Genomic DNA, 17,811 nt, shown 5'->3' with positions numbered 1-17,811 from the left:
CGGGCGCACGCCTTGCTGCCCCTACGGGGCGGCAAGGTATAGTGCGTTATACCGCCCTGACAACCGCACGCGAAAATGCCCGGCCCGCCTTGTAGGGGCCGGGCATTTCTCGCGGGCGGGGAAACCGCCGCCGTACCAGTCTTGCCGGGTGCAGCATCAGTCTCCCTGCGGCGGGTTCCACATTGGCAGGGCGGTATGTGAAAAAGCCCTCGTCCACTGCACGCCCACCAGTTCAACGAAAGGAGTTTTGTGTGATGCCTTACGCCATTATGCGCTTCGAGAAACGAAAAGGCGGACCGGCCTCCGCCATCGAAAAACACCACGAACGAAAAAAGGAACAGTACACCAGCAATCCGGATGTGGACACGCAACGTTCCCATCTCAACTATCATCTCATTCAACCACGGCACAAGTACTACGCAGAGATCCAGTCCCGTATTGAGCGTGCCCAGCGGGAGAATCCCAAATGCAAAGTGCGCAAGGACAGCGTGAAGTTCATCGACACCATTGTCACCGCCACACCGGAGTATCTGGCCCGTCTTTTGCCAGAGCAGGTGCGCCGCTACTTTGAGCGGGCGCTGGACTTTTTTAAGAAAGAAGTTGGCGAATCCAACATCTTCTCCGCCGTGGTCCACATGGATGAGCGCAATCCGCACATGCACCTGTGCTTTGTTCCGCTGACAAAAGACAACCGGCTGTCCGCCAAGGAGGTGATTGGAGGGCGGGACAAGCTGGTGGAGTGGCAAGACAAATTCCACGACCACATGGCCTCAGAGTTCCCGGAGCTGGAACGAGGGCAGTCTGCCGCCGTCACCAGACGGAAGCACATTCCCACGTGGCTTTACAAGCAGTCCCACCGACTCACCGACGAAATGAAACAGATCCGCACCGAGCTGGAGCAGATCGGGACACTGAATGCCAAACGGCAGAGGGAAAAAATTCTGAAGCTGCTGGAGCAGTGGTATCCCCAGGTCAACGCCTTCGAAGCAAAACTGAAGCCTTACGATGAGCAGATCCAGATTTTGAGACAGAACGCCTTGATCGAAAGAAGGGATGCAGAGCGAGCCCAGTGGGAACAGCATCAGGAGCACCTGGAGAAAATGTCTCTCATCTATGAGCTGCAGGAGTGTCGGGATTTCATTGACTCCATTCCCCAGGATCTGCGGGAGCAACTGAAGGAACACTATGAAGCGCAGCTAAAGCAAAAGCAGGAGCAGCAATTCGGACATTGAGGAGGTAATCAACATGCGCAATCAGTACACATCCACATTTGAACAGGACCATCCCTGTCGGGCACAGATCATCCGCTGCAAAGCGGACAGGGACGCAGCCCCGATAAAGGACTACCACTATCCGGAGGAAAGTGGTTCCTTTACCGGAACACTGACCTTCCGCTGCTGGCACAGGAGCAAGCCCATGCTCCTGTGCTTTTTTGATGCGGATGACGGCCGCAAAATCAAGCTGTCCGTCTGGTGGCAAAGCTGGGGTGTGAACTACTCCCCATCCAAAACCCTCATTAACTTTGCCGATGAGGTATTTGACGGTTCCCGTTGGCACTGCATCTACCGGAAGAAGTCCAACGGTTATATCCGCTGGGAGCAGGCAGAGCAGCTGGATTGACCGGATGATTAAGGAAGAGCGTCCGGGCCGGGATGATCCTCCGGCTCCGGGCGCTCTTCCATGTAGTGATTCAGTTCGTTTGCCATTTCCAACGCCAGACGGAAGCCGCAGATGAAGCTATCCACAGAGCGTTCCTCGATCATCAGGTTCTGGGCATCGATGATCCGTAGCACCAACTTCCGTTCTGGCTTGTCCAGCCGTTCAATGAGCTGCCGGTGACAGGTTTCCACTTCCTGGTTGGCCTCTGCCATGGGCAGAGGGGTGTAGAATCTGTCATACAGCAATTTCAGCGTTTCGTTCATGTGCCTCGCCTCCTTGTAGCAAGACACAATAGCACAGATTAGGGGAAATAGCCACATTTACTCACCCAAAACTAGGGATTCGTGAAAGAATTATTTTTCCTTGTTAAGTTTAATTAATTTCTAACCTTTTTTGTATAAAAGATTTGATTCGACGTGGTCTTATTTGAGGCAGATAATTTTTAGGTATATTTGGCCTTTTGCTATTAAAAATCTACCCAAGCCGTCTTGAGATGGACGATTGAGTAACTTGGGAGCATTATGGCCTTTATCAAAGAGTCATGCAATATTTTCATTAAAAAACTATGAATAGTACCATGATAGGGAAAAGAAATAACACCAAAAAGAAAAAAGATTTAAGTATAGACGCTGTATACATAATAAATTTATTTAAGCATGATATTTGTCGCCAACTTTCTGTATATTTTCCTCTAGAATTTAATTCTTTACATGCACGGAAATAGTCGAGATCTGATCTGAGTTCAATATTATCAACAATTTTGTGATAATTTTTAATAACATCCCGATAGTTTGGGCATTTGTCGTTTTCAGGAGCGCAATCTTCATATTGCAAAAGCTTTTTTAATCGTTTGAGTTGATCCAGCCCGTACATAACTTTCTTACTTCGATCACCGTATTGTGCAAATGAAATCAGCAACGATGCAATCAGTACAATGATAGAAAGGCTTATCATAAGAAAGTTTAATATGGAAGGAAATATAATCTTGTCCTCAAAAAACATCGGGAAAAGCCCAAATATAATTGAAACTGTGCTGTAATAAACCAAAAAAAATCTTGATGCCATATCGTTTGACTTCAATCTTTTATACATTTGAGCATAGTTTCCGGACGTAAATTCAATATCTCGTTTTATAGATTTTTTTAACTCTTGTTGGTCCATAATTTATCCTCTTTAATAAACTACCAATAAAGAATATCTGCCGTTAAATCTCGATTAGCAATATAAAGAGATTTTTCAAAGTAAGACCTTAGTGGTTCTCCAACATTTTCTTCAAAACAATCACATTCATAATGATCATATTTCAAATTTCTCTTTATATCAACAAAACTCAAATCGCATACGATACGATACATTTTGTCTTCGTCTTTAGCTATTCTATCCCTATCTAAAATGTATCCATCAGCATTGTTTTTATATTTGCTACTACAATATGCATGGTAAAATGATTTCTTTGATTGAGAAACATGACCTTTTGATCGATCAGGAATATAATGTTCAATCAGCGCTCCAACATGACGATCTAGTTTTTTTAGAGCATCTATATTTTCTATTTGATGTGGCAACGATGTTTGTATCCAACCATATCGCCCTATTTGCGTAGAACCTTTTTTTGTATATATGTATCCAGTAATAAGCAAATTAAGTCTAATTAGCAAAGAACTGATTATCCTATCCTGCTGCTGATATAACGGATGCCTCTTATCTTTACTTTTTGAAACCCGTCTATACCACAAAAAAAGTTCATTTAGTTGACGTTCAACTCTCACAACCTGTGCAGATGATATACTAATTTTTCTATCAGAAACTGTTATACCTAAAAAATCAACTGATTTTTTTGACAACTCGCCTTCAATGATTTTCTCATCGTTAATATTAAGCCCGTAAACAGATGTTAGTTCAAATAGAATGTTTCGTTTAGCAACATTAAGTGATTCATCATCTGTTGATAGGACGAAAATGTCATCAACATATCGAAAACAAAGGATATTCCGATTATATGGAAAAGTGCTGAATTTCTCTTCAAATCTTTGTAGGTATAGCTCTGCGAGAAGAGAAGAGACAGAAATTCCTTGTGGCACACCAAACCCACTCGGTACATCCATAGACAAATCCATGGTTGTAAATAGTTTTTTTACTAGATATATAAAATTTTGATCGAACTGCTCTGCTTCAAGTAACGCTAATAGATAACTCCGATTTATTGAATCAAAAAAATTGCTGATATCAAGTCTTAAAAAGAAATTATATTTATTTTGCCCATTCTCTGTTTTTTCATTGAGTGCTTTACTAATATCATCAAGGACTTTATTTCTAGTTTTAATAAGTGAACAATCCCCATTATGAAATTTGGAATAGTGATCCTGAAGATAAATACACATCAGTTTCGCTATAAATCGATCTCGAATAGAAGATTGAAATATAAGACGCGGAAGTTTATAGTGTTTTTTTAGTTTCAAAGCGAGTTCAAATCTAGTAAATTTAAATTTCTGCACTTCTATCTGTTCTTTTACAACAGGAACTATCTCTTTAAAATCTTGCTTGAATTTTTTATAATTCATCTTATCTTTACCAGGCTTTGCTCGATTGCAGTAGTCATTTAGGACCTGGTAAGGTATTTCGGTATCAAAAATATCTGTGAATCTCTTTAGATCTAACGTCCCCATAGTATCCATAGCACACCTCACTACGGAAAATAATTAAATTTTTAGGGGATAGAAGGCTTCTTGATCGATAACACCGGTTTCACACCAGTTTAAATGTAAAATAACTGCCATAACTCAATTGGTCATTCCAACTGGATAGTTCCTTCTATCCCCATGTGCTATATTACCACATTTTTCCGCGTAAATCTACAAAACATCAGCTTAACTGGGTACTCCTCAATCGCTCATACAGCACCGTGCCCACCGTTTCCATAACCTGCCGCATCATATCAGGATCAGAGAACATCTTCACAAAGAAGTCCTCATTCTGCTCATAGCGGGCGGCGGCCATGTTGGGGAAGTCCTTCTCAAACAGCAGCATGAAGGTCTTACGGTCGTTATTCTGGGCGTAGCTGTGCCACTTGTCCTGAGCGGCATAGTCGTTCTCCATCTGAAGCAGGACCTTATCCATCTCGGTAAAGTTGGTGCCGTACTTCTCGTTGATTTTCTCAATGATGACCGTCAGCGGATCACGCTTCTTTTCCCTGCGGCCAGCCTCGCCGGTGATGGGTCGGAAGCCCTCAGGAGTGCTTTCCAGCTGGATTCCGCCCTCGAAGTCCTTTTCCAGACGGTAATACTCCAACAGCACCTTGTCGTCCACATAGACCTTATCTCGCCCGCCCTTGGGCAGCATGGTATAGAGGAACTTGGCGTACACGCTGAACTTGTGGATCTCCTTATCAAACAGGCGGCAGACCTGTGTGATGAAGGCATAGATCCGGTTGAAGCGTGCCAAGGTAGACTTGAACATATCCTGCTTCTCTTCCTCCAACGCTTCAAACCGATCCAGCGCCGGGCGTATGGTGCCCTGAAGCTTGCCCAAATCGCCGCTAGACTGCTCCTTGGAGGAATAGAAAATCTCCGCAAACCGGTCAATCTCTATCTGCTGATACACCCGGTATTCGTCCAGGGTGTTCTTCAGATCGTACACCACATTGGGGTCGGTCTCCTCCTCCAGAACCGTCTCCTCGTAGTACGGCTCAAAGGCTTTGCGAATGTCCTCAGCAGAATTCACGAAGTCCAGGACAAAAGTATCCTTTTTGCCCCGCATGGTGCGGTTCAGCCGGGAAAGGGTCTGGACGGTCTTCACGCCGGACAGCTTCTTATCCACAAACATGGTGTGCAGCAGCGGCTCATCAAAGCCGGTCTGATACTTTTCCGCCACGATCAACATCCCATATTCGTCTGTATGGAACGCTTCCGGCAGGGCCTTCTCTTTGATGGCCTCGCCGGATTTTGTTTTGTTCAGCTTCTCCTCGGTGTAGGTCTCCCCGTTGTCCTCCACCTCGCCGGAGAAGGCTACCAGCACATCCAGGTCGGTGTAGCCTTTCTCCTGGATCTGCCGCTTGAACTCCAGCAGGTAGCGCACCGCATGGAGCCGGGAGGGCGTTACAATCATGGCTTTGGCCTTGCCACCAATCTTGTGTCGGGTCACATTGCGGAACTGCTCCAGCATGATAGCCGTTTTCTGAGAGATGTTGTGGGGGTGTAGCGTCTCAAACTGGCGAATAGCACGAACACCGGCAGCGGTGTCCAGTTCCGGGTCGTCGGGGATGGCCTTGGCAATCTTGTAGTACATGTTATAGGTCATGTAGTTTTGCAGCACATCCAGAATAAAGCCTTCCTCGATGGCCTGCCGCATGGAATACACATGGAAGGGATGATATTTGCCATTCTCATCCCGCTGACCGAACATCTGCAGCGTTTTATCCTTGGGGGTAGCCGTAAAAGCGAAGAAGGACAGGTTTTCATGAACACCCTGAGCAGCCAGTTCATCCAGCAGCTTGTCCTCATCATCCTTGCGCTTGGCTTCTTCCTCGTACTCCTCTTCGGCATACTCCTCCAGAATCTTCTCAGTATCGGCCAGCGCCCGTTTCAGCTTGCGGGCAGCGTCGCCGGTCTGGGAGGAGTGCGCCTCGTCCACAATGACCGCAAACCGCTTATTGCCGGTGCGCACTTCTTTATAAATAACCGGGAACTTCTGGAGGGTGGTAATGATAATGCCCGTCCCGGACTCAATGGCTTCCCGGAGCTGCTGAGCGTTCTTGTCGATCTTCTGCACCACGCCCGCCACATGGTCGAACTGATAGACGGTATTTTGCAGCTGACTATCCAGCACCCGGCGGTCGGTAACGATGATGACAGACTGGAAGATCTTCTCGTCGTGGTCATCGTGCAGGCCGGTGAGCCGGTGGGCCAGCCAAGCGATAGAGTTGGACTTGCCGGAACCGGCGCTGTGCTGAATGAGATAGTTCTTGCCGGAGCCATTGGCCTTTACATCGGCCAGTAGCTTGGTCACCACATCCAGCTGGTGATACCGGGGGAAGATCATCCGCTCGGACTTCACCTCGCCGGTCTTTTCGTCCTTCTCCTGCTGCAAGTGGAGGTATTTATGTAAGATCTCCAGCAGGCGGTCCTTGCACAGCACATTCTCCCACAGGTAGGCGGTGTCGTAGCCATCCGGGTTAATGGGGTTGCCCTTTCCGCCCACATTTCCCGCCCCGTTGCTGCCTTGGTTAAAGGGCAGGAAATAGGTTTTCTCCCCCTCCAGCCGGGTGGTCATGTACACATTGGTCAGGTCCACAGCGAAGTGGACCAGCACACGGTTTTTGAACTCAAAGATAGCGTCCTTCCCCGCCCGGTCGAACTTGTACTGCTGGATGGCGTTGGTGGTGTCCTGGCCGGTGAACTGGCATTTCAGCTCCATGGACACCACCGGAATGCCGTTGAGGAATAGGACAATATCAATGCTGTTTTCGTTGCTCAGGGAGTAGTGGAGCTGCCGTGTGCAGTGGAGGATATTGGCGGCGTACTGGGCCTGGCTGGTCTCGTTGATGGAGGTCTCCGGCTTCCAGAACACAGCCCGAAACTTGATACCCCGGTCGGTAAAGCCCTGGCGCAGTACTTTTAAAAGGCCCACCAGCTTCACTTCCCGGCAAAAACGGTCAATGAGCTGCCGCTCACTGTCAGCACCGTAAATCTTCTCAAACCGCTCCCACTGCTTAGGCTGGCTAGTGCGGATGAAGGAGAGAAGCGTGCCGGTGTCCAGCGCCTTTTCTCGGTTGAAAGCGGAGGGGTTGCCCTTCTGATATCCACCGTGGGTCAAAAGGTATTCCTCAATATCCTGCTCAAAGCGTTTTTCTTTTATGTCAAAATCAGGCACAGTTACACCTCTTTATTGAGATCATTGATTATTTTATACCCAGAAAATCAATTCCTTTTAGAATTTGAGCATATTTTTTTCCCTTATTAGAAATTGTATATTCTAAAATATCAGAATCAACTTTTAAATTCTTTCCCACTTTTGCAGAAATCCGCATTAGGCCTAACGCCAACAATCGTCCTGTTAGCTCTGTATATCTTGTATGCGTAATTACACATCCCGAGATTTCTCCATGTGCAAGTGCCGCTTTTGCATTAGCTTCAAATTCATCTTCTTCATAATCAGCTCGAATTTGAATAATATCACCTAAAAACAGTTTTTCTGTAATGCTACAAAAATCATCAAATGTTTTTCTGTCAATCTCTCCGTTGAGATAGGTCCTGTAAATTTCTGCAATAATCTGTGCCTTTTGAACTCTATTTATCTGTTCTAGAGTGGAAATTAAAATTTCGAGTTCATCAATGACCCACTGTTCTCCACTTGAAAGTGCTTGTCGTCTACGCTCTATCTCATGGCTGTCAACTTCTCCATTATGTAATGCAGCAAAAAATTTAAGCGTTTTTTTGAGAAATAGACGATCTCTGACCGAATTAACAATTTTTCCAGCACAAATAAAGTATTTTATAATGGGTAGCTCTTGAATTACAGGGATAAATTCCTCTAAATCTCCTGTCAATAGTTTCTCTGCAAGCTGATCAAAACTATAGTCAGCGGTATCAAGTACTGCATCAGAAACAGAGTTATATAAAGTTTTTCCAAATGAGGGTACAAGGTTGATACTATCCTCTGGCATCACTTACACCTCTTTCTTTCCGGTGACGACCTCATAAATGAGCGATTTTTTGTAGTCTGTTAGTTTATCTATAACACATTGTTTCGCAGAGATTGTTCGGTCAATTGCAAAACATTTATCGTCTAGAAATCTGCTTATTTGTTCCTGAATATGAAGTGGAGCTACTGGAATAAACTCTTCTTTAATAATTTCAATGTTCAGGTTAAGTTGGGTACTTATGATTGCGTTCCTAACAAACTGCTTTTTCATTGCTGTCAACACATAATATAAATAGTTCCATGCAATATTGTCAGACGGCACAAATCCAACAACGCTATCAGGGAAACAAGCATCAAATGTCAAAATTGCTACATCACCTACATTTGCTGCTATGGTCATGCAGATACTGTTTGCAGGAAACTCCTTGCTTACAGCATATCCTTTTTCATTCAGCGTTTGACTATAATTTTTGATGTATTTATTTGCCCGAGCAACATCACCGGTTTGTACAAATGGATGGTTTCCATCATAATATGCCGGATCATTTCTTGGACGATGATTAAATTTTCCTCGCAAAATAGAGGAAGCATACTTCAGTTTCAGCATCGTCCAATGCTCCGGTATTTCCCCAATCCACTCAACCCCGCTATCCTTCATGGGCACATTGGGGTTCAGACCTTTTGTGACGGCTTCGGTGATAACAGACAGCTTATAGGTTTTCAGCTTCTCGATTACTTCCTGCTGCCGGGCAATAATGGTGTCAATCTGGCTACACTTGCGGTCGAGGTAGTCGGCAATGCGGCACTGCGTATCTATGGGTGGTACTTGACACTTAAGAGCTAAAAATTTGTCGGGATACAATCTTAATCGAGAATCAATAATGCCAGTTGAATATTGTTTGAAAAGATTTGCATACATATCTGTGCGAAACAGGTAATGAAAATATTTAGTACACATATTTTGCTTTCCCTGATAGATGCAATAAGCCGGGCTAACAATGCCGGTATATTCGCTCACGCCCAAAGCCCTTTTCCACGCCAACATAATGTTCATTACCAAATCATTTTCTTTACAGATTTTATATCCGTCAAGGGTTTCTGCATGAGTTAGCATATCATCGTCGCTTATTCTTTCACTTTTGGGAGCAACTCCATAATATTCAGATACAGAAAGTAGAGTGTAATTTTCACCGTTTTCGCATCGCTCATTTACTTCTGAAAACAACTGCTTTATTCTCGAAACTTTCCAGCCTTCCGGAATCGCCCCAATCCACTCAATTCCGCTGTCCTTCATCTCCCTCATTTGCCAAACACCTCCGCCAGAGCGCCGTCCAGCTCCGCTTCAATGGCCAGGATCTCCTGCATGATCTCCGCCGAGGGCTTGGGGGCTTCATACTTGTAAAAATACCGGGTGAAGGGGATCTCATAGCCCACCTTGGACTTCTTTTCGTCGATCCAGGCGTCCGGCGCAAAGGGCAGCACTTCCCGCTCAAAGTAGGTCTGAATATCCTCTTTCAACGGCACATTCTCCGTGTCCCGCAGGGCGGTATCCGGCTGGGGCTTACCTTTCTTGAGCACCGGCTGGCCGTTTTCGTCCTTCAGTGGTCGCTCCACCGTGATCTTGGTATATCCAAAGTCGGTGGTGTCAAAAATCTTGCTGATCTCGCTCTCCACGAAGTCGCCGTACAGGCGGGTGATCTCCTGAATGGCGCTCTCCGGGATGTCGTTGCGCTTGTTGCCCAAAGCCTTGCGGCGCTTCTCATACAGGCCGTTGGCGTTGATGAGCTGCACCTTGCCCTCCCGGCGGGTCCCGGCCTTCTTGTTGGACAGCACCCAGATATAGGTGGCAATGCCGGTGTTGTAGAAAATATCGTTGGGCAGGGCGATGATGGCCTCCAGCAGGTCATGCTCCAGAATGTACCTGCGAATCTCGGAGGGGCCGCTGCCGGCGTCGCCGGTAAAGAGGGGCGAACCGTTGTGGATGATGGCAATGCGACTGCCGCCATCCTTGGGCTCCTTCATTTTGGAAATAGCGGTGAGCAGGAACAGCATCTGTCCGTCGCTGGCCGCAGGCAGCCCGGGGCCGAACCGTCCGGCAAAGCCCCGCTTGGCCTCGGCCTCCACCGCCGCTTTTTCGTTCTTCCACTCCCGGCCGAAGGGCGGATTGGACAGCACATAGTCAAAAGTCTGGCCCTCGAACTGGTCGTCGGACAGGGTGTTGCCGTCCTTGATGAAGTCGGCGTTATTGCCCTTGATGAGCATATCCGCCTTGCAGATAGCAAAGGTCTGGTCGTTCAGCTCCTGGCCAAAAGCCATCAGCTCGGTGGAGGCGTTCAGCTTGTGCAGGTACTCTTCCGCTACCGACAGCATACCGCCGGTGCCGCAGGCCGGGTCATAGATGGTCTTGACCACATTGTTGCCGGACAAAATGTCGTTGTCATCGTAGAACAGGATATTGACCATCAGCTGGATCACTTCTCTGGGGGTGTAGTGCTGCCCGGCGTCCTCGTTGTGAGATTCGGAGAACCGGCGGATAATTTCCTCAAAGATGTAGCCCATCTCCAGATTGGAGATTACATCCGGGTGCAGGTTGGCCTTGGGTGTGGTGAACTCCTTGATGACGATGTAGAGGATACCCTTGTTGGCCATCGTGGTGATCTGACCGTCAAACTTGAAGTTTTCCAGAATGTCCTGGACGTTCTCCGAGAAGCCATTCAGGTAGTCCCGGAAGTTGGATTCGATGTTGTCTGGATCGTCCAGCAGCCGTTCGAAGGTGAATTTGCTTGTGTTATAAAATGGCTTGCCGGAGGCTTTGCGCAGCAGCACATCCCGCATGGGAAGATTCTTCACGGTCTCGAACTTCTCCAGCACTGCATCCTTGGTATCAGTCAGAATACAGTCAAAGCGGCGGATCACTGTGAGGGGGAGGATTACCTCGCCGTATTCATGGGGCTTGTACACGCCGGTCAATTTATCTGCAATCGCCCAGATCAGGGCGGCTTTTTCACTTACATTGGCACTCAGGCTCATCGGCAATGCCCTTCTTTCTATTGTAATTGGATCTTGTATTTAATTGTGCTCCTTTTCCCGTTCCCGAAATACCTTCACATTGTAATAATTCCGGCACTTGGTCCCGCAGAATTCGCTCTTAGCGTGGGTATTGTAGTACACCTTTCCGCAGTTTTTGCAAACCTTCAAAGGCACCGATTCCGCCGAGATCATGGAAGCATAGGCAAATCGAACCACGGATTCCAAACTGCGGACCTCCCACACCAGCTGAGGATTGGGGCCGCTTGTCAGCCGATAATTCAGAAAACCAGAGAGATCCATAACTCTTGGATTGGGGGTAGGCACCAGCTCCCCCTGCACGGTCAGGAAGTGCTGATACAGCATCATAAAGCTACGCTGAAAGATCAATATATCTTCACCATATTCCCGGCTGTTCAACGGGCGATAACACGGGGGCACATTGGGGTCTTCCGTGGCTTCCTCCCCCTTCTCGGCGTTGAGTCCCAGGAGCCCGTAGCGGGCCGCAAAAGCGGCACACAGGCGGTTTTTGTCCGGTGTTCCCATGCGCAGCTGACGTCCCAGTTCCAGAGCATCCGCCACCAGAGGACCAGACTGCTCTGCACAGTTATACGTGAGGTCTGTGGCTCCCTCCGCAGGGACCAAATATTCTCCGCCCCATTTGTGTGGCTTGATCTGATAAGCCGACCACCGCGTCCAGAGGACATTCAGATTGGGAAACACTGGTTTGAAGTCCATAGTACTTCCTCCGTTGTAATACTTGTAATCAATATATCATCTTTCGTTTTGGGGTGCAAGAAAGCACCCCGCTTTCCTTTTATTAGGGCGTATGTACAATCAGAGGTCCTCCGGTTTCCACTGGCCGGTGACCAGGAAGCAGATCTTCTCCAGCGCTTTCTGCCGCTGCTTGGTAATGTTCCGGGTGGTACACCCCATCTGTTTTGCGATGTCCCTGGTCGGGATGCCAAAGACGATATTCAGCCTTAAAATCTCCTGCTGCTGGGGCGTCAGCTCCCGCATAGCCGCGCTGACGGGGTACTCCGTTACCAGATTGGGCATCTCCGACGCGTTCTGTGAAAAAATGATATCCAGCCAGTCATCCTCCTTATACAGTTTCAATTTATTGGGAATCTGGTAGTGTCCATCTGCGCTGGCTCCACCATTCAAACAGGAAAAATCAAAATCGTCCCTGTGATCCCCGTGTCTTCGGTCATTGTTTCTGTCGTAGTCATCCAGCGTCTCCACCACACCGTCCCAGTCTCCCTGCCGGGCCAGCTCCTGCAATTGCTGCTCCAACCGCTCTTCTTTCAGGTCCCACATGGTCTTCTTCAAGGTACTCACCTCCCCGGTTCCGTTTTTGGCCGTCTCATCGTCTATATAATAGGCGGTGTAATTTATGTAATTATTATAATCTATTACATATAAAAGTCAAGGAGGTGTGAATATGACCAGAGAGGAAAAAGGAGCAACCCGCTACCGGGCTATGTTTCGGCACTATCCGGATGCCCTGACCCCGGCACAGGTGCAGGAGATGCTGGGAATCGGCAGACGGATGACCTATGGGCTGCTGCGCAGAGGAGAGATTCAGAGTGTCCGCATGGGGCGGCTGTACCGTGTACCCAAGATCGCGGTCATTGATTACCTCTGTGCGGCAGATCAGAAAGAAAAGACTTGAAAACAGCGTCCATGCAAGGTAACATCACAAGACCTTGAGTGGACGCTGTTGATTTGAGAGGAGGAATGGATGGTTCCTATGAGCAATCGAGAAGTTACCGGAAGCCTCTTTGAACGAAACGGCCGTTACACCGCTGTTTTGAACCTGTATGACAAAAACGGAAAGCGCAGGCAGAAATCCGTTGCCCTGGGCATTCCGGTGAAAGGCAACAAGCGCAAGGCCCAGGCCCGACTGGAGGAATTGAAGAAGGAGTACAGTTCCGGGATCACGGAACCGGAAGTTCCACAGGAGGAGTCCCCGCTGTTTGCGGACTTCCTGCGGGAGTGGCTGAAAGTCACAGCTCCCACCATCGAGCGTACTACATACCAAAGCTACAAGGGCCTCATCGACGCCCGGCTGGATACATTCTTCCGGGAGCGCGGACTGCGCCTGGAAGAGCTGGAGCCCAAGCACATCCGGGAGCTGCACCAGTCTATCTTCAAGGACGGCTGCAACGCCAATACCGTCATCCATTACCACGCCGTGGTGCGCAAGGCGCTGCAGTACGCTGTGAGGAACGGGCTGGTGAACGAAAATGTGGCCGACCGGGTGGACCGGCCCAAGAAGGGAAAATACCTGGCGGCGTTCTACTCCAAGGAGGAACTGGCCACCCTGTTTGAGGCAACCAAGGATGATTCCATCTCAGTGGTGATTCAGCTGGCCGCCTACTATGGCCTGCGCCGCAGCGAGGTGCTGGGCATCCGCTGGAGTGCCATCGACTTTGAGAAGGGCACCCTATCCATCAACCACAAGGTCACCGAGGGCATCGTGGACGGTAAGGTCCGGCTCTACACCGAGGACAAGCTGAAAACCAAGTCCAGTTTCCGCACCCTGCCTCTGATCCCGCCGGTGCGGGGCTTGCTGGAAGAACAGCGTGCCCGCCAGCAGAGGTACCGGAAACTGTTCAAGAAGTCCTACTGCACCGACTACCTGGACTATGTGTGCACTGACGAGATGGGCAAGCTGTTCCGGCCCAACTACATCACCGACCACTTCAAACTCCTGCTGAAACAGCACGGCCTGCGGCACATCCGGTTCCATGACCTGCGCCACAGCTGTGCCAGCCTGCTGCTCAGTCAGGGCATCCCCATGAAACAGATTCAGGAGTGGCTGGGGCACTCCACCTTTGCCACCACCGCCGACATCTACTCCCATTTGGACTTCAACTCCAAGTTGGAATCGGCCGACGCCATCACTGCGGCCTTCGCGGAAGAGAAACCGGCAGAGGAGCAGAAAGAGGATGGCTTCGGCATGAGGCTATCCATGTGAGGTGATGAGATGGACTATCGCTATCTTCGGAGAGAATACCCTGAAACAATCTCCATGGAGCAGCTCTATCGGATCTGCCACATCAGCAAACGGAAAGCCCGCTGGTTGCTGGAACATGGAGTAATCCCTTGTCAGGATTCCGGCAAGCAGACCCGGCGTTTTTCTATCCGCCTGGATGATGTGATTTGCTTTCTGAAACAGCGGGATGCGGGGCTACTGGATGATGTCATTCCACAGGGGATCTTCTCCAGCAGCAGTCCACATCCGGTCCGTTCGACCAGCCCTGTGCTGGATGAGAACAGGCTTTGCGCCTACCTGATGAAATGCTGGGAAAACTGGCCCGACATGCTGACCACTCGGCAAGCGTCAGAGCTGTGTGGGTACAGTGTGAATGCCCTCAACCGCTGGCGGAACCTGGGACAGATCCAGGGGGTGAAGTACCGGAATACGCTGCGGTACTTCAAGGAATCCCTGGCCTGCTGGCTGGCTTCCGTCAAGGGGCAGAGCATCGCCGTACCTTCTCTACAGCACAGAGAATGGATGAAAGGTTTTCGATCAGAAAAATAAACCAGCGGCATGGAGTTTCATTCCATGCCGCTGGTGCTATGATAGTGTGCAACTTGACATTCCACTCCTCTGTGTTATACTAAAATCAAAGAAACCAAGAATCAAAGAAATTAGTATATAATTTATAAAATCAACATAGAATGGGAGGGAGAACCAAATGGCAACGGCAGCAAAGGAGCGGCGTATGGAGCGCAAGACCATTCGTATTTCATCCAAACGGCAGGTCACCATTCCCCAGCGGTATTTTGAGCGGCTGGGCTTTGGTGAGGAGGCAGAGTGCATTCTCCGGGGGGATGAGTTGGTGATCCGTCCTGTCAAGGCCCAGAGTGGTGGGGAGTTTTCCGAGCAGATTCTGGCTGATCTCATTGCCCAGGGGTACAGCGGAGAGCAGCTGCTGGAACGGTTTAAGGCAGAGCAGAAAAAAGTGCGCCCCGCTGTGGAGCGCATGATCGAGGAAGCGGATTCCCTGGCGGCCTCTGGTCAGAGCGGCCCGTCCCTGGATGAACTGTTCGGGGAGGACTGAGCTATGTATGAGCTGCGGTACCTGCCCGGCGCGGAGCGATTTTTCAAGAAGCTGAAGGAGAAAGGATTGAAGGACGCCTTTCGCAAGGCCTTGGAAGCCATCGCCCAAGATCCCTACACCGGCGAAAGCAAGACCGGAGATCTATCTGGAATTTACGGCTACGATGTCTACTACAACAAGACCAATTACGAGATTGCCTATCGCATCTATGAGGAAGATGGCAAGTTGGTGGTGGTCATCCTGGCCGGTACCCGGGAGAACTTTTACCAGCAGTTGAAGCGTTACATCAAGTCTTAAAAGACGTCAGACAGACAGCGGCATGGAATACCCATGCCGCTGTCTGTCTGCTAACTGCTACCAATACGAAATATTCCTTGTGGAGTGCATAGTAGAGTGGTAAAATTATCCTTAAAGGGGGAAGCAAATATGTGTAAAACCATGAAACTCAGTATTGTCGGATTGATAGCATGCCTATTCTTGACAGGATGTGCAGGCAATGCTGGTGAAGAGGATCTTAGTAGCCAAGATGAGTCTTCCTCACAAGAGAGTGCATATATACAGCCACAGGATCAACTCGAGGAATTAGGGGAAATAGATACTGAAATTACTGATGTGTTGCTTGAAAGTGGATATTCCATTGAGCATGCAAGTATGATTCAAGAGATATTAAACACAGTAGGAATAGAAAGCATTGAGATTGAAAATATGACAGGAGAAGCAGAGAACGGTCTCAATTCCGTAGTTTGCTATCCAAATGATTATACAGATCGTGATAGAAGATTTTACTTTACCACCGAAGATGGGGTCCTGTTTTACGCAGGATTTGGGGATGAGGATCTTTATGATAGCGAAAAAGGCGGATATCTAAAAGACTATGGTGATGTGCATGTACCTGAAAAAGAAGTAAATCTCGAAATTTATGAAGAATTGCGTTCCCTGGCCACAGAAGAAGTGAAAAATTGCCTCAATTATCCGAATACTGCTGACTTCAGTTCGCTCGATTGGGGCATAGGTAGAAGCGATGATCATTATCAAATCGTTGGAAGTGTAACTGCTCAAAATGGTCTTGGAGTAGAAGAAGAAATTCCTTTTTCTGTTTGGTTTGTTGCAGAAAATGGCAGTTTTTCGTTAGAAGGTATTTCTTTGAATGGCATTCGCGTGAAGTAAATTGGCAAATATAAAGGGCCATTGCAAAATGCTACGATTTTGCAATGGCCCTTTTTGGCGGAGGTGAAGAGATTCGAACTCTTGCGCCGGCAAAGCCGACCTACCGGATTTCGAATCCGGACCCTTCAACCACTTGGGTACACCTCCATGTATTGAAAATCGGTCGTCCGATTTACAACCTGCTTATTCACTTTTCGGGAAAACTGTTAGCATTCTGTTAGCATTTTGCGTTTTTTGCGTTTTTCCTAAATCCAGTAATCCCTTGCGGCACAAGGATTAGCGGCTTTTTACCGTGCCTTCATGAGTGACGATTTCGAGTCAGCCCCGTTATGACCACTTCGATACCGCTGCGTGTATCCGCGGCGGGCTGGAGGGCCGCGCCGCACTGGTATTATGCCACATTTCCCCGCCGGATGCAAGACCGGGTTGCCAAATTCGCCGAACCGTCATAAAATAGGGGCAAAATCGTTTGGAGGAGGCACCGTATGGAGGTCCGGATTTTCATTCCCGGGGAGCCCGCCCGGTTTGCAAACTACGTCCGCGCCGTGGAGCGGGCCGGAGGCGCGGTCCTGTCCCGGAACTCCGGCGCCCCCCTGCCGGAGTTCGACGGGCTGCTGCTGCCCGGCGGCGGGGACCTGGCCCCCTGGCGCTACGGCCAGACGGACATCGCCTGCACGGACGTGGACCCGAACCGGGACGCGGAGGAGCTGGAAGTGCTGGCCCTGGCGGTGCGCCGGGGCTGCCCGGTGCTGGGCATCTGCCGGGGCATGCAGCTTGTCAACGTGTTCTTCGGCGGCACCCTGCGCCAGGACCTGCCCGGCCACCGGCGCACGATCGACGGAGTGGACCGGCTCCACCGGGTGCGCACCGCCCCCTCGTTCCTCTCGGCGCTCTGCGGCCCGGAGGCGGTGGTCAACAGCGCCCACCACCAGGCGGTGGACGCACTGGGAGACGGGCTGCAGGCGGTACAGTGGGCGCCGGACGGCACCGTGGAGGCCCTGGCCCACCGAGACGGGGCCGTGTGGGGCGTCCAGTGGCACCCGGAGCGGCTGCGGGCGGCGGGCGCCGTGGACGGCGGGGCTCTCCTCCGGGCGTTTGTGAAAAAATGCGGAGAAAAAATTGGTGAAACGGGTTGACATTTCAAAACAGGTGTGTTAGTATATCCAAGCTGACAATTTCCACGGAGGGCTTACGCAGGTGTAGCACAATGGTCAGGGCACCAGCCTTCCAAGCTGGGGATGCGAGT

18 protein-coding genes and 1 tRNA gene are annotated in these 17,811 nt (G+C 49.3%); 9 read left to right on the top strand and 10 right to left on the bottom strand.

Translation table 11 applies throughout. The annotated features are described in order from the left end of the window. Window positions 1–254 precede the first annotated feature (254 nt). Window positions 255–1,232 (top strand): MobV family relaxase, encoded by a 978-nt coding sequence (gene mobV, locus QZS13_RS02110; protein ID WP_295584932.1) that lies wholly within the window; start codon window positions 255–257, stop codon window positions 1,230–1,232. Between the two features lie 13 nt (window positions 1,233–1,245). Beyond that, on the top strand, window positions 1,246–1,620 hold the full coding sequence (locus tag QZS13_RS02105; protein WP_295584930.1) for a hypothetical protein: 375 nt from the start codon (window positions 1,246–1,248) through the stop codon (window positions 1,618–1,620). Between the two features lie 8 nt (window positions 1,621–1,628). Here QZS13_RS02105 and QZS13_RS02100 read toward each other — a convergent pair whose 3' ends face one another. The 9 genes from QZS13_RS02100 to QZS13_RS02060 form a co-directional block, all read right to left on the bottom strand. Then, the gene (locus tag QZS13_RS02100; protein WP_295584928.1) at window positions 1,629–1,922 is read right to left on the bottom strand and encodes a DUF6809 family protein; all 294 of its coding nucleotides are present in this window, start codon (window positions 1,920–1,922) and stop codon (window positions 1,629–1,631) included. 292 nt (window positions 1,923–2,214) lie between these two features. Then, window positions 2,215–2,820, bottom strand: coding sequence for an SLATT domain-containing protein (locus QZS13_RS02095; protein WP_295584926.1), 606 nt, complete (start codon window positions 2,818–2,820; stop codon window positions 2,215–2,217). 20 nt (window positions 2,821–2,840) lie between these two features. Beyond that, the gene (locus QZS13_RS02090) at window positions 2,841–4,334 is read right to left on the bottom strand and encodes an RNA-directed DNA polymerase (protein ID WP_295584924.1); all 1,494 of its coding nucleotides are present in this window, start codon (window positions 4,332–4,334) and stop codon (window positions 2,841–2,843) included. Between the two features lie 187 nt (window positions 4,335–4,521). Next, window positions 4,522–7,527, bottom strand: a complete 3,006-nt coding sequence (locus QZS13_RS02085; protein WP_295584922.1) for a type I restriction endonuclease subunit R — start codon at window positions 7,525–7,527, stop codon at window positions 4,522–4,524. A gap of 28 nt (window positions 7,528–7,555) precedes the next feature. After that, on the bottom strand, window positions 7,556–8,320 hold the full coding sequence (locus QZS13_RS02080; protein WP_295584920.1) for a hypothetical protein: 765 nt from the start codon (window positions 8,318–8,320) through the stop codon (window positions 7,556–7,558). A 3-nt stretch (window positions 8,321–8,323) separates the two neighbouring features. Continuing rightward, window positions 8,324–9,601, bottom strand: a complete 1,278-nt coding sequence (locus QZS13_RS02075) for a restriction endonuclease subunit S (RefSeq protein WP_295584918.1) — start codon at window positions 9,599–9,601, stop codon at window positions 8,324–8,326. Further along, a complete protein-coding gene (locus QZS13_RS02070; protein ID WP_295584916.1) occupies window positions 9,598–11,328 on the bottom strand; it encodes a class I SAM-dependent DNA methyltransferase in 1,731 nt (576 codons plus the stop codon). The genes QZS13_RS02075 and QZS13_RS02070 overlap by 4 nt, the downstream gene beginning before the upstream one ends. Before the next feature lie 39 nt (window positions 11,329–11,367). Next, entirely contained in the window at window positions 11,368–12,063 is a 696-nt protein-coding gene (locus QZS13_RS02065) for a hypothetical protein (protein WP_295584914.1), read from the bottom strand. Window positions 12,064–12,162: 99 nt separating this feature from the next. Beyond that, complete coding sequence (locus QZS13_RS02060) at window positions 12,163–12,657, bottom strand: sigma factor-like helix-turn-helix DNA-binding protein (protein ID WP_295584912.1); 495 nt, start codon at window positions 12,655–12,657, stop codon at window positions 12,163–12,165. A 112-nt stretch (window positions 12,658–12,769) separates the two neighbouring features. On the opposite strand from QZS13_RS02060, the gene QZS13_RS02055 reads away from it, so the two are divergent. The 6 genes from QZS13_RS02055 (at window position 12,770) to QZS13_RS02030 (ending at window position 16,565) form a co-directional block, all read left to right on the top strand. Next, complete coding sequence (locus QZS13_RS02055; protein ID WP_295584910.1) at window positions 12,770–13,000, top strand: helix-turn-helix domain-containing protein; 231 nt, start codon at window positions 12,770–12,772, stop codon at window positions 12,998–13,000. Window positions 13,001–13,078: 78 nt separating this feature from the next. Further along, the gene (locus tag QZS13_RS02050; RefSeq protein ID WP_295584908.1) at window positions 13,079–14,308 is read left to right on the top strand and encodes a site-specific integrase; all 1,230 of its coding nucleotides are present in this window, start codon (window positions 13,079–13,081) and stop codon (window positions 14,306–14,308) included. 9 nt (window positions 14,309–14,317) lie between these two features. Then, complete coding sequence (locus tag QZS13_RS02045; RefSeq protein WP_295584906.1) at window positions 14,318–14,875, top strand: helix-turn-helix domain-containing protein; 558 nt, start codon at window positions 14,318–14,320, stop codon at window positions 14,873–14,875. A gap of 157 nt (window positions 14,876–15,032) precedes the next feature. Further along, entirely contained in the window at window positions 15,033–15,398 is a 366-nt protein-coding gene (locus tag QZS13_RS02040) for an AbrB/MazE/SpoVT family DNA-binding domain-containing protein (protein WP_295584904.1), read from the top strand. A gap of 3 nt (window positions 15,399–15,401) precedes the next feature. Then, the gene (locus QZS13_RS02035) at window positions 15,402–15,695 is read left to right on the top strand and encodes a type II toxin-antitoxin system RelE/ParE family toxin (protein WP_204888010.1); all 294 of its coding nucleotides are present in this window, start codon (window positions 15,402–15,404) and stop codon (window positions 15,693–15,695) included. A 129-nt stretch (window positions 15,696–15,824) separates the two neighbouring features. Next, window positions 15,825–16,565 carry a hypothetical protein gene (locus QZS13_RS02030; RefSeq protein WP_295584900.1) on the top strand — a complete coding sequence of 247 codons (741 nt, stop codon included), beginning with the start codon at window positions 15,825–15,827 and terminating at the stop codon, window positions 16,563–16,565. A 55-nt stretch (window positions 16,566–16,620) separates the two neighbouring features. Here the strand turns inward: QZS13_RS02030 and QZS13_RS02025 are convergent. Further along, window positions 16,621–16,712, bottom strand: a tRNA-Ser gene (locus tag QZS13_RS02025). 338 nt (window positions 16,713–17,050) lie between these two features. On the opposite strand from QZS13_RS02025, the gene QZS13_RS02020 reads away from it, so the two are divergent. Beyond that, window positions 17,051–17,701, top strand: coding sequence for a gamma-glutamyl-gamma-aminobutyrate hydrolase family protein (locus tag QZS13_RS02020; protein WP_295584898.1), 651 nt, complete (start codon window positions 17,051–17,053; stop codon window positions 17,699–17,701). Window positions 17,702–17,811 lie beyond the last annotated feature (110 nt).

Source organism: uncultured Oscillibacter sp., assembly GCF_900546705.1.
GTDB lineage: Bacteria > Bacillota > Clostridia > Oscillospirales > Oscillospiraceae > Oscillibacter.
This window is presented reverse-complemented; position numbering and strand designations above follow the sequence as displayed.

Excerpts from the sequence above, each read along its gene's own strand:
- QZS13_RS02065 (WP_295584914.1), bottom strand. The coding sequence starts at position 12,063 with ATGGACTTCAAACCAGTGTTTCCCAATCTGAATGTCCTCTGGACGCGG.
- QZS13_RS02090 (WP_295584924.1), bottom strand. The coding sequence starts at position 4,334 with ATGGATACTATGGGGACGTTAGATCTAAAGAGATTCACAGATATTTTT.
- QZS13_RS02075 (WP_295584918.1), bottom strand. The coding sequence starts at position 9,601 with ATGAGGGAGATGAAGGACAGCGGAATTGAGTGGATTGGGGCGATTCCG.
- QZS13_RS02080 (WP_295584920.1), bottom strand. The coding sequence starts at position 8,320 with ATGCCAGAGGATAGTATCAACCTTGTACCCTCATTTGGAAAAACTTTA.
- QZS13_RS02100 (WP_295584928.1), bottom strand. The coding sequence starts at position 1,922 with ATGAACGAAACGCTGAAATTGCTGTATGACAGATTCTACACCCCTCTG.
- QZS13_RS02055 (WP_295584910.1), top strand. The coding sequence starts at position 12,770 with ATGACCAGAGAGGAAAAAGGAGCAACCCGCTACCGGGCTATGTTTCGG.
- QZS13_RS02035 (WP_204888010.1), top strand. The coding sequence starts at position 15,402 with ATGTATGAGCTGCGGTACCTGCCCGGCGCGGAGCGATTTTTCAAGAAG.
- QZS13_RS02045 (WP_295584906.1), top strand. The coding sequence starts at position 14,318 with ATGGACTATCGCTATCTTCGGAGAGAATACCCTGAAACAATCTCCATG.
- QZS13_RS02030 (WP_295584900.1), top strand. The coding sequence starts at position 15,825 with ATGTGTAAAACCATGAAACTCAGTATTGTCGGATTGATAGCATGCCTA.
- mobV (WP_295584932.1), top strand. The coding sequence starts at position 255 with ATGCCTTACGCCATTATGCGCTTCGAGAAACGAAAAGGCGGACCGGCC.
- QZS13_RS02020 (WP_295584898.1), top strand. The coding sequence starts at position 17,051 with ATGGAGGTCCGGATTTTCATTCCCGGGGAGCCCGCCCGGTTTGCAAAC.
- QZS13_RS02105 (WP_295584930.1), top strand. The coding sequence starts at position 1,246 with ATGCGCAATCAGTACACATCCACATTTGAACAGGACCATCCCTGTCGG.
- QZS13_RS02040 (WP_295584904.1), top strand. The coding sequence starts at position 15,033 with ATGGCAACGGCAGCAAAGGAGCGGCGTATGGAGCGCAAGACCATTCGT.
- QZS13_RS02095 (WP_295584926.1), bottom strand. The coding sequence starts at position 2,820 with ATGGACCAACAAGAGTTAAAAAAATCTATAAAACGAGATATTGAATTT.
- QZS13_RS02050 (WP_295584908.1), top strand. The coding sequence starts at position 13,079 with ATGAGCAATCGAGAAGTTACCGGAAGCCTCTTTGAACGAAACGGCCGT.
- QZS13_RS02070 (WP_295584916.1), bottom strand. The coding sequence starts at position 11,328 with ATGAGCCTGAGTGCCAATGTAAGTGAAAAAGCCGCCCTGATCTGGGCG.